Consider the following 10842-nt stretch of genomic DNA (forward strand, 5'->3'; position numbering starts at 1 on the left):
ACAAGTGTGACCTGGACGGAAATGTTTCGGCGATCGATCCCCCGGAAAAGGCGCCGCTCTATCGCACCGGCCCGAAAATCGAGATCGATTTTTCGGAAAACACGATGCGAAAACTCAATGCGTCAGAGCGAACTTTGTACGTCCGAATGGAACGTGCCTCGCTCTAAGCCTGCCTGGTCGATTTGTAGACGTTGACGCCGAGTTCGCGGATCTTCTTGCGCAGCGTGTTGCGGTTGAGGCCCAGGAGTTCCGCAGCCTTGATCTGATTGCCGCGGGTTGCCGTCATCGAGGCCAGCACCAGCGGATATTCGACCTCGGAGAGAATGCGCTGATAGAGGCCGGCAGGCGGCAAATCGCCGGCGAATGACGCAAAATACCGCTGCAGGAAATGTTCCACCGCCTGGCCGATGGACAGGTCGTCGGGAATGAGGTTGCCGCCACCGGGAACGACCGGCCTCTCGCCGGTCTTCAGTTCCGCCTCGATGATCTCGGCGGAAATCTCATCCTGCGAATAGAGCGCGGCCAGCCTGCGGACAAGGTTTTCGAGCTCGCGCACGTTGCCGGGCCACGGATAGCGCTTCATCAGCTCGATGCCGCCGGTGGAAATGCGCTTGGTCTGCAGGCCCTCGCTGGCACCGAGCTTGAAGAAGTGCCGCACGAGATCCGGAACGTCCTCGGACCGCTCGCGCAGCGCCGGCAGCCTTAGCGGCACGACGTTCAGGCGATAGAAGAGATCCTCGCGGAAAAGCCCCTGATTGATCAGCGTGCGCAGATCCTTGTTGGTAGCGGCGACGATGCGCACGTCGGTCTTGATCGGCGTGCGGCCGCCGACCGTGGTGTATTCGCCCTGCTGCAGGACACGCAGCAGGCGCGTCTGCGCTTCCATCGGCATGTCGCCGATCTCGTCGAGGAAGAGCGTGCCGCCTTCGGCCTGCTCGAAACGGCCGGTGGAGCGGTTCTGCGCGCCGGTGAAGGCGCCCTTCTCGTGCCCGAACAGTTCCGATTCGATCAGGTCGCGCGGGATCGCCGCCATGTTGATCGCAACGAAGGGCCCGCCGCGGCGGCGGCCGTATTCGTGCAGCGCGCGTGCCACCAGCTCCTTGCCGGTGCCCGATTCGCCTGAAATCATCACCGTCAGGTCGGTCTGCATCATGCGCGCCAGCATGCGGTAGATATCCTGCATGGCGGCCGAACGGCCGACCAGCGGCATCGTTTCCGGCGGCTCGTCCGCCCGCGCATCTATCTTTGGCCGTCGGGGTTCGGAAAGCGCCCGGTTGACGATGTTGAGAAGCTCGGTCAGGTCGAACGGTTTCGGCAGATATTCGTAGGCGCCGGTCTCGGAGGCGCGAATCGCGGTCATGAACGTATTTTGGGCGCTCATGACGATGACGGGCAGTTCCGGTCGCGCCTTCTTGATGCGCGGCAGCATGTCGAAGGCGTTCTCGTCCGGCATGACCACGTCGGTGATGACGAGATCGCCCTCACCCGCCGCCACCCAGCGCCACAGCGTCGAGGCGTTGGACGTCACGCGCACCTCATGGCCGACGCGCGAAAGCGCCTGGTTGAGGACGGTGCGGATGGCCGCATCGTCGTCGGCGACGAGAATATTGCCGCGAACCGTCATTTGCGGTCTCCTTCGCCATCATCGTCTGTGCCGAACGGCGTTTCTTTCCAGGCTGGCATCAGAATGCGGAAAGTGGTTCCGCGCGGCGTCGAATCGCATTCGATGATGCCGCCATGCTCGCCGACTATTTTCGCGACCAGCGCAAGACCAAGCCCCGACCCGTTCGGCTTGGTGGTGATGAAGGGATCGAACAGGATCGGCAGGATATCTTCGGAAACGCCGGAGCCGTTGTCGCGCACGCAGAATTCGAGCGGCAGCGACACGCGGCCTTGCGATCCCGGAACGGAGACACGTATGCCCGGCCGGAACGCGGTTGACAGGGTGATCTCGCCTTGCGGATCGCCGCCAATGGCCTCGGCAGCATTCTTGACCAGGTTGAGGAACACCTGGATGAGCTGATCACGATTGGCAAAAACCGGAGGCAATGATGGATCATAATCCTCCAATATCTTGATCCGCTTGGAAAAACCGTTCTTGGCAATCGCCTTCACATGGTCGAGCACGACATGAATATTGACCGGATAGCGGTCGATCGGCCGCTCGTCGGAAAACACCTCCATGCGATCGACCAGCGAGACGATGCGGTCGGTCTCGTCGGTGATCAGCCGGGTCAGCGCGCGATCTTCATCGGAAGCAGACAGTTCGAGCAGCTGGGCAGCACCCCGTATGCCGGATAGCGGGTTCTTGATCTCGTGGGCAAGCATCGCGGCCAAGCCGGTCACCGAGCGTGCCGCGCCGCGATGCGTCATCTGCCGATCGATCTTGTCGGCCATCGATCGCTCCTGGAACATCACCACGACGGAACCCGGAAATTCCGACACCGGGGCGACATAGAGATCGACAACTTTCTCAATGCCAAGGCGCGGCGACGACACATCGACCCGATATTCGTTGACGGGTGCCCGGCGCTCGCGCACCTGGTCGACAAGCGTCAGCAACGGGCTGCCGAAGGGAATGAGCTTGGGTAGTGTGTTACGGGCGAGCATGGTCGCGCTCGAGCGGAAGAAATCCTCGGCATCGGCGTTGGCGAAGGTGATGAACCCTTCCGCATCGACCATGATCACCGGGCGGCGGATGGTGTTGAGCACGATGTGGGCGGCGTCCGCCATATCCGTGCTCTGTGTAACGGTGGCATTCATGCCGCGCCCCGCAGGTTCATCGCCTCGGGAGCGTGTGAAAGCACCTCGCGCAACGCGGCAATGACGCGGACGGGCTCGAAGGAGGTGAGGATGGCCTTTCGCTGCTCATCAGCGACGCCAGCGGCGTGGCGGTCGAGATACCAGCCAAGATGCTTGCGCGCCTGGCGCACGCCGCTTTCGGTGCCGTAGAGCGTCAGCATGTCCTCGTAGTGGGCAACGACATAGTCGGCCAACACTTCAGGGCTTTCAGGCACGCCGGGCGTTGCCTTCTTTGCCGCGGCTGTCGCGATGCTGCCTGCCGTCCACGGCGCGCCATAATGCGCGCGGCCGATCATCACCGCGTCGGCGCCCGACTGGTCGAGGATCATTGCTGCCTCGGCCAGCGAGCCGACATCGCCATTGGCAACGACCGGTATCGACACAGCCTGCTTTACGCGTGCGATGGCGCGCCAGTCGGCCTTGCCCTGGTAGAACTGGCAGCGCGTGCGGCCATGCACTGTCACCATCTTGACGCCCGCCTGCTCAGCGCGGCGCGCTAGCATCGGCGCGTTGAGCGCGCTTTCGTCCCAGCCGAGCCGCATCTTGACCGTGACCGGCACCTCGACCGCGCCGACCACCGCCTCGATCAGCGACAAAGCGTGATCGAGATCGCGCATCAGCGCCGAACCGGCATAGCCGCCCGTCACCTTCTTGGCCGGGCAGCCCATGTTGATGTCGATGATGTCGGCGCCCTCGCCCGCGGCTATACGGGCGCCCTCGGCCATGTGCGCCGCCTCACGGCCGGCAAGCTGCACCATGTGAACAGGCAGCCCGGAATGACGGATGCGCAAGCCGCAACCGGCCCTGCCTTTGGCAAGCTCGCCGCTCGCCACCATCTCCGACACGACCAACCCGGCGCCGTGCGCATAGGCACGCTGCCGGAACGGCTCATCTGATATACCCGACATGGGCGCGAGGAAGGCGCGATTGCGGATTCTCACACTTCCCACGTCCAGCGGCGAAGCCAATTTGGTCAGGTCAAGCATGCACAAAAACCAAGCATTTTTAATTGCTGCACATTCTCTAGCCAGAATGATAGCGAAGTGCAACGCGCAATGACGTCGCATTAAGGCGCATTTAGGAAAAATGCCGGCCTTCAGCCCCTACCGCGCCCAAGCGCCGTGCTTCTTTGGGAAGGACGCCTTGGGCACTTTGCATCTGCGCATGATCTCTTCCGAAAAGCGATTCCACTTTTCGGGATCATGCGCTAAGCGTCTCGGCATGACAGATGCAAGCGAAAAGCAAGCCTCGGCGGCGGACAACAAAGTTGCAGTCGTTATTGTCGCTGCCGGCCGCGGCGCGCGCGCGGGTCAGGCCGACGGGCCAAAGCAATACCAAAGGATCGGTGGCCGTGCCGTCATCGCGCGCACACTGGACGTGTTTTTGGCGCATCCGAGAATCGGTCCCGTCGTCGTCGCCATCCATGCCGACGACAGCGCGCTTTTTCGCAGCGCCGCCGGAGCCAACGCCGATCGGGTCGTCACGGTAACGGGTGGCGCGTCCAGGCAAGACTCCGTTCGGCTCGGGCTGCTTGCGCTGAGAGGCCATGCGCCGGGCCAGGTTCTGGTCCATGATGCCGTTCGCCCTTTCGTCGACGCGGAATTGATAGATCGTACGATCGCCGCCATCGGCGAGCGCCAGGCAGCGCTGCCTGCCCTACCAGTCGCCGACACGCTGAAACGTGAATCGGCCGCCGGCATGATCGGCGAGACGGTTTCCAGGAACGGGCTTCATGCAGCCCAGACGCCGCAAGGCTTTCCGTTCTGGCCAATCCTGGCCGCCCACGAAAAGGCCCATCATCTCGGCAAGGCGGACTTCACCGACGATGCCGCGATCGCCGAGTGGGCACATATTCCGGTGAAAATCGTTCCGGGCTCGCCGGATAATGTCAAACTCACCTGGGCAAGAGATATTTCGATGGCGGATCAGCGGCTTTCCGGCGAACGGCCGCGCTTTCCAGACATCCGCACCGGCAATGGCTACGACGTTCATGCGTTCGAGCCCGGTGACCATGTCATCCTGTGCGGCGTCTCCATCCCGCACGACAAGAAACTGTCCGGCCATTCGGACGCCGACGTCGGCCTGCACGCCTTGACCGACGCGCTGCTCGCCACCTGCGGCGCCGGCGACATCGGCACGCATTTCCCGCCATCGGATCCGCAGTGGAAGGGCGCGGCCTCGCGGATCTTCGTCGAACATGCGGCGAGACTGGTGCGCGCGCGCGGCGGGCGCATCGCAAATGCCGACATAACGCTGATCTGCGAGGCGCCACGGGTCGGCCCGCATCGCGAAGCAATGACAGAAACCCTTTCGGCAATGCTGGGAATTTCCCGGAACCGTGTCTCGATCAAGGCGACAACCAACGAAAGGCTCGGCTTTGTCGGCCGCGAGGAAGGGATAGCCGCCATCGCGACCGCCAGTGTCGTATTTCCAGGGGATGTCCCCGAATGAGCAACAACGATCTCGCAGATGCCCTGCTTCAAGCCTGCCAGCAGCGCGACATCATGCTGGCGACGGCCGAGAGCTGCACCGGCGGCATGATCATCGCCGCCCTGACCGACATCGCCGGCTCTTCCACGGTGGTCGACCGGGGTTTCATCACCTATTCCAACGAGGCCAAGACGGAGATGCTCGGCGTTTCCGCCGCCACGCTTGAGGCGCATGGCGCGGTCTCGCGGGAAACGGCGATCGAGATGGCGCAGGGCGCCCTGACCCGTTCGCGCGCCGGACTGACCCTCGCCGTCACCGGCATTGCCGGTCCAGGCGGCGGCTCGACGGAAAAGCCCGTCGGCCTGGTCTGGTTCGGTGTCGCCTTGACTGGTCGGCCGGTCGTCAGCGAATGTCAGTTGTTCACCGACAAAGGCCGCAATTTCATCCGCCAGGCGACGGTCAAGCATGCGCTTGAACTGGGCTTGCGCGCACTCGCTGCGGATCAGGCTGCTGGCGCTGGCCCATAGATGACGTCGGCGCGCTTCTCGAACGCCTCGGAGAACATGCGGAAGGCGCGATCGAACATCGTTCCCATCACCGCGCCCAGAATACGGCTCTTGAATTCGTAGTCGATGAAGAAGCAGACGTTGCAACCGCCGTCGGCCGGCTCGAACCGCCAGGCATTGCTCAAATATTTGAACGGACCGTCGATGTATTTTACGTCGATGGCGTTCTCGTCAGGCTTTAGCAGCACCTGCGTGGTGAAAGTCTCGCGGATCGCCTTGTAGCCGATGCTCATGTCGGCGATGAGCAGTGTGCGGCCGTTGCGTTCCTTGCGCGAGCGAACCGTCAGCGCCTCGCAAAGCGGCAGGAATTGTGGATAGGATTCGACATCGGCAACCAGAGCAAACATCTGCTCCGGCGTATGGGAAACGCGACGATGGGCTTCGAATTGCGGCATGAAACCAGTGTGTTAGGCGGACTTTCTGAGAAACGCTTCGCGCGCCGCGCGCAGCCTGGCGAAATCGTCGCCGGCATGGTGCGACGAGCGCGTCAGCGGGCTTGACGCCACCAGCAGGAAGCCCTTGGTCTTGCCGATGGTCTCGAAGGACTTGAATTCCTCCGGCGTGACGAAGCGGATAACCGGATGGTGCTTCTTCGACGGCTGCAGGTACTGGCCGATGGTCATGAAGTCGACATTGGCCGAACGCAGATCGTCCATCAGCTGCAGGATCTCGTTCCGCTCCTCGCCAAGGCCAACCATGATGCCGGATTTGGTGAAGATCGACGGATCGAGCTCCTTGACCCGCTGCAACAGCCTGATCGAATGGAAATAGCGGGCGCCCGGCCGGACCGTCAGATAGTTCGACGGCACGGTCTCCAGATTATGGTTGAAAACGTCGGGCTTCGCCGCCACCACGATCTCCAGCGCGCCTTCCTTGCGCAGGAAGTCGGGCGTCAGGATTTCGATCGTCGTCGACGGCGTTGCCGCCCTGATGGCGCGGATGACCTCGGCAAAGTGCTGAGCTCCGCCGTCGGCGAGATCGTCGCGGTCGACTGAGGTGATGACGACATGGGTCAGGCCCATTTGCTTGACGGCGTGTGCGACACGGGCCGGTTCATCGGGATCGAGCGCGGTCGGTATACCGGTAGCCACGTTGCAGAAGGCGCAGGCGCGCGTGCAGATTTCGCCCATGATCATGAAGGTGGCGTGCTTCTTTTCCCAGCATTCGCCGATATTGGGGCAGCCGGCCTCTTCGCACACCGTCACCAGCTTGTGCGACTTCACGATCTCGCGCGTCTCGGCATAGCCTTTCGACATCGGCGCCTTGACGCGGATCCAGTCGGGCTTGCGCAGCACGTCCTGGTCGGGCTTGTGCGCCTTTTCAGGATGCCGCAGGCGCGGCGCATTGGCGATCGTGTCGAGGACGGTGACCATCTGAAATCCGGTTCGTTGGCGATCGCCTGTCCGACGTTCGCTTTTCACAAGTCATCTAAGACTTTTCGCTGCAAAGAAAAAGGCCGCGGCGGCGCATGCCGCCACAGCCGCGTTCGCATGGCAAGAGTTCAGCAACTAACGGCGCACCATGCGCCCTACCCAGATCAGCAGGCAGGCACCGATGAAGCCGGTGATCAGATAGGCGATCCAGCCGGCGCCGAAGGCGCCGATGTTGAGCGCCTGCAGGATGGCATTCAGCACGATCGCGCCAACGATGCCAAGAATGATGTTCATCAGGATGCCGGTGTTGCTCTTCATGAACATCTCGGCAAGCCATCCTGCCAAACCGCCGATGATGATCGCTGCTACCCAGCCCACGCCGTTCACGTCCATATGCCCTATCCTTGTGTGATGAATGCATCCGGAAACGAATTACCTTGCCGTCGAGTTCCTTGGCTCTCGCGTGTTGAGCCTCAAGCGGCCGATTTATCATGCGTTCAGCGCGCGGCCATAGGCGTCTAGGACGCTTTCCTTCATCATCTCCGACAGCGTTGGGTGCGGGAAAATCGTGTGCATCAGTTCTTCCTCGGTGGTCTCCAGATTCATCGCCACGACAAAACCCTGGATCAGCTCAGTCACTTCGGCGCCAACCATATGCGCGCCAAGCAACTGCCCGGTTTTCTTGTCGAAAATGGTCTTGACGAAGCCCTGGTCCTCGCCGAGCGCGATGGCCTTGCCGTTGGCGGCGAACTGGAAGCGGCCGACGCGGATGTCCTTGCCCTCGGCCTTCGCCTTCGCTTCGGTCAGGCCGACGGAGGATACCTGCGGGTTGCAATAGGTGCAGCCCGGAATCTTCAGCTTGTCAGTGGCGTGAACGCCTGGAAAGTTGGCGATCTTTTCCACGCAGACCACGCCTTCATGTTCGGCCTTGTGGGCGAGCATGGGCGGGCCAGCGACATCGCCGATCGCATAGATGCCGGGCACATTGGTCTTGCCGTAGCCGTCGACGACAACGCAGCCGCGGTCGGTCTTCACACCGAGCGCTTCGAGGCCGAGATTCTCGATGTTGCCCTGCACGCCGACGGCCGAGATCATCCGATCCGCGGTGATCTTCTCGACCTTGCCGTCCTTCATCTCGACATGCGCGGTAACCGAGTTCGCGCCCTTCTCGACCTTGGTCACCTTGGCTTCGAGAATGATCTTCATGCCTTGCTTCTCGAACTGCTTCTGCGCGAATTTCGAGACCTCGGCGTCCTCGACCGGCATTACCGCCGGCAGCAGCTCGACCACCGTCACCTCGGCGCCCATGGTGCGGTAGAACGAAGCGAATTCGATGCCGATCGCGCCCGAACCCATCACCAGCAGCGACTTCGGCATCTCCTTCGGCACCATCGCCTCGAAATAGGTCCAGATCAGTTTGCCGTCAGGCTCGATGCCGGGCAGCGCACGCGGCCTGGCGCCGGTGGCAAGAATGATGTGCTTTGCGGTGTAGGTGCCCTCGCCCTTGACGCCCTTGGGCGCCGGCGGCTGCGGCTCCATCGGCTTCTTGGAGGATTTCGAAACAACAACCTCACCGGGCCTGGAGAGCTTGGCTTCGCCCCAGATGACGTCGACCTTGTTCTTCTTCATCAGGAAGGCGACGCCACCGTTCAGCCGCAGCGAGACCTTCCGCGAGCGGTCGACGACGGCAGCGGTGTCGACGCTGACCTTGCCGTCGATCTTCAATCCATAGTCCTTCAGATGATTCGAATAATGCATGATCTCGGCCGAGCGCAGCAGCGCCTTTGTCGGGATGCAGCCCCAGTTAAGGCAGATGCCGCCGAGATGCTCGCGCTCGACGATCGCCGTCTTGAAGCCGAGCTGGGCTGAACGCACCGCCGTGACGTAGCCGCCGGGGCCGGAGCCGATGATGATGACGTCGTAATTCTCAGCCATTTTGTGGTCCTTATTGAAGCGAGGCTTCACCGAAAGAAGGCTTCGGTATCGAAATTGGCTCGTACCTCAGTATTAAAGGCGCGAAAGCTGGCTCATGCACCAGTATCGAAAGGGCGTCGGAAACCCAGAGCCCCAGAAATGCGTAACCTGCGAGAAGCCGACTTCGGCGGCCCTGCCAATGCACAGCCAACCAAATGCCAATGATCAGAAATGCATTGACTATCATGTCGCTAACATCACGCGCACCAGCGGTGCCAGCGCCTTGCCAATGTTTCGCGTGTTTTCGGCATCGAGATGCACGCCGTCGAGCGGCGTAGTCGTCGCCACCGTTCCGGCATCGAAGAAGCCGCAGCCGGCCTCGTCGGCGAGGGCGGAATATTGTGGTGCCAGCCGCTTCGAGGCTTCATCGCCGCCGGCGAACATTTCCTTGAATTCGGCGTTTTCCGTACGGCTGACCGCGGGCGGCGCGACGATCAGGATCTGCGGCGCCGGCCAGTCGAACGGGTAGTCGTGCCCGCGCACGATATCGATCAGGCGCTCGATGCCTTGCTTAGCGGCGACCGGATTGCCGTGGATCCACGGCTTCATGTCGTTGGCGCCGAGCATGATGATGATCAGGTCGATCGGCGCATGCGTCATCAGGATCGTCGGCAGCACTCTAGCGCCGTTACGGTCGGCGCCGGCCAGATGATCGTCGAAAGCCGTTGTGCGGCCGTTCAAGCCTTCGGCAATGACTTCGATACCGCCTCCCAACGCCGCCTGCAGCACGCTCGGCCAGCGGTCCTCGAGCGGGTGGCGATCCAGGCTTGCCGCATCGTAGCCCCAGGTCAGCGAGTCGCCGTAGCAAAGGACTGTTTTCATGCGTTTGCCCCGCTCCTGCCAAATCCTGCTTGTGCGCGCTTTACCCGCCAGCCCACGAACAGCCACTGGACCAACACCGTGGCGAGGCCCGGCAGGACGAGGCCGGCGACAATGGGAAGATCGCTCGACCACTGGCTCTTTCCGGGTGGCTGGGAAAAAGTCCAGGTAATCAGGCCAACCCCGACGAGCACAAAAAACGCAACCGCGATAAGCGACGTCAGGTTTATCGCGCTTTGCGGGTTCGACATAAACTGCGCGATGAAGAGGGCGACCGTCACGAGGATGGTGACGAGAGGCGAGATCATGAACACAAGGATGTACTCTACGTCGGCATCAGTGGCGACGGCGAGCCCCTGCGCCACCAATCCGCCGGCCAAACCGGAAAGGATGAAGGCAAAAAGGCTGGTGAAGAATTTCCGCACCGCCTTTTTCCTTTCTAGACCAGCATGCCCATCGGGTTTTCGATCATGCGCTTGAAGGCGACGAGCAGTTCGGCGCCGAGCGCACCGTCGACGGCGCGATGATCTGTCGACAGCGTCACCGACATGATGGTGGCGATCTTGATCTCGCCGCTCCTGACCACCGCGCGCTCCTCGCCGGCGCCGACCGCCAGGATCGTCGCATGCGGCGGGTTGATGACGGCGGCAAAGTCCTTGATGCCGAACATGCCGAGATTAGACACTGCCGTGGTGCCGCCCTGATATTCTTCCGGTTTCAGCTTGCGGCTGCGGGCACGGCTGGCAAGGTCCTTCATCTCATTGGAAATGACGGACAGGGTCTTTTCGTCGGCACGCCGGATGATCGGCGTGATCAGGCCGCCGGGGATCGAGACCGCGACACCGACATCGGCATGCTTGTGCTTGACCATGGCACTC

General features: G+C 62.1%; 12 protein-coding genes. 2 read left to right on the forward strand and 10 right to left on the reverse strand.

From position 1 onward, the window contains the following. Window positions 1-163: 163 nt before the first annotated feature. The 3 genes from ntrC to dusB are packed head-to-tail and all read right to left on the reverse strand — an operon-like array spanning window position 164 to window position 3788. Window positions 164-1624 (reverse strand): nitrogen regulation protein NR(I), encoded by a 1461-nt coding sequence (ntrC, locus tag EOB36_RS11595; RefSeq protein WP_095488622.1) that lies wholly within the window; start codon window positions 1622-1624, stop codon window positions 164-166. After that, the gene (locus tag EOB36_RS11600) at window positions 1621-2763 is read right to left on the reverse strand and encodes a nitrogen regulation protein NR(II) (RefSeq protein ID WP_128241049.1); all 1143 of its coding nucleotides are present in this window, start codon (window positions 2761-2763) and stop codon (window positions 1621-1623) included. The genes ntrC and EOB36_RS11600 overlap by 4 nt, the downstream gene beginning before the upstream one ends. Then, a complete protein-coding gene (gene dusB, locus EOB36_RS11605; RefSeq protein ID WP_095488620.1) occupies window positions 2760-3788 on the reverse strand; it encodes a tRNA dihydrouridine synthase DusB in 1029 nt (342 codons plus the stop codon). Before dusB ends, EOB36_RS11600 begins: the two co-directional genes overlap by 4 nt. Before the next feature lie 235 nt (window positions 3789-4023). Between dusB and EOB36_RS11610 the strand changes: the two genes are divergently transcribed. Then, window positions 4024-5253, forward strand: coding sequence for a bifunctional 2-C-methyl-D-erythritol 4-phosphate cytidylyltransferase/2-C-methyl-D-erythritol 2,4-cyclodiphosphate synthase (locus EOB36_RS11610; protein WP_128284888.1), 1230 nt, complete (start codon window positions 4024-4026; stop codon window positions 5251-5253). Further along, the gene (locus EOB36_RS11615) at window positions 5250-5759 is read left to right on the forward strand and encodes a CinA family protein (RefSeq protein WP_126106660.1); all 510 of its coding nucleotides are present in this window, start codon (window positions 5250-5252) and stop codon (window positions 5757-5759) included. The genes EOB36_RS11610 and EOB36_RS11615 overlap by 4 nt, the downstream gene beginning before the upstream one ends. On the opposite strand, the gene EOB36_RS11620 is transcribed toward EOB36_RS11615, so the two are convergent. From EOB36_RS11620 to EOB36_RS11650, 7 genes are all read right to left on the reverse strand, one after another. Further along, window positions 5735-6193: a type II toxin-antitoxin system RatA family toxin gene (locus tag EOB36_RS11620; protein WP_126106661.1), complete on the reverse strand. Its 459-nt coding sequence runs from the start codon at window positions 6191-6193 to the stop codon at window positions 5735-5737. The genes EOB36_RS11615 and EOB36_RS11620 overlap by 25 nt on opposite strands. Before the next feature lie 12 nt (window positions 6194-6205). Further along, window positions 6206-7171 (reverse strand): lipoyl synthase, encoded by a 966-nt coding sequence (gene lipA, locus EOB36_RS11625; RefSeq protein WP_126106662.1) that lies wholly within the window; start codon window positions 7169-7171, stop codon window positions 6206-6208. A 135-nt stretch (window positions 7172-7306) separates the two neighbouring features. After that, a complete protein-coding gene (locus tag EOB36_RS11630) occupies window positions 7307-7564 on the reverse strand; it encodes a GlsB/YeaQ/YmgE family stress response membrane protein (protein ID WP_095488615.1) in 258 nt (85 codons plus the stop codon). Window positions 7565-7660: 96 nt separating this feature from the next. Further along, on the reverse strand, window positions 7661-9106 hold the full coding sequence (gene lpdA, locus EOB36_RS11635) for a dihydrolipoyl dehydrogenase (protein ID WP_128284889.1): 1446 nt from the start codon (window positions 9104-9106) through the stop codon (window positions 7661-7663). Between the two features lie 222 nt (window positions 9107-9328). Then, the gene (locus tag EOB36_RS11640) at window positions 9329-9967 is read right to left on the reverse strand and encodes an SGNH/GDSL hydrolase family protein (protein ID WP_095488613.1); all 639 of its coding nucleotides are present in this window, start codon (window positions 9965-9967) and stop codon (window positions 9329-9331) included. Next, on the reverse strand, window positions 9964-10389 hold the full coding sequence (locus EOB36_RS11645; RefSeq protein WP_128284890.1) for a hypothetical protein: 426 nt from the start codon (window positions 10387-10389) through the stop codon (window positions 9964-9966). Before EOB36_RS11645 ends, EOB36_RS11640 begins: the two co-directional genes overlap by 4 nt. A 14-nt stretch (window positions 10390-10403) precedes the next feature. Next, a partial coding sequence (locus tag EOB36_RS11650) for a 2-oxo acid dehydrogenase subunit E2 (protein ID WP_206637159.1) occupies window positions 10404-10842 on the reverse strand: 439 nt, incomplete at its 5' end.

Source organism: Mesorhizobium sp. M6A.T.Cr.TU.017.01.1.1 (genome assembly GCF_004023115.1).
In the GTDB taxonomy this organism is placed as follows: domain Bacteria; phylum Pseudomonadota; class Alphaproteobacteria; order Rhizobiales; family Rhizobiaceae; genus Mesorhizobium; species Mesorhizobium mediterraneum.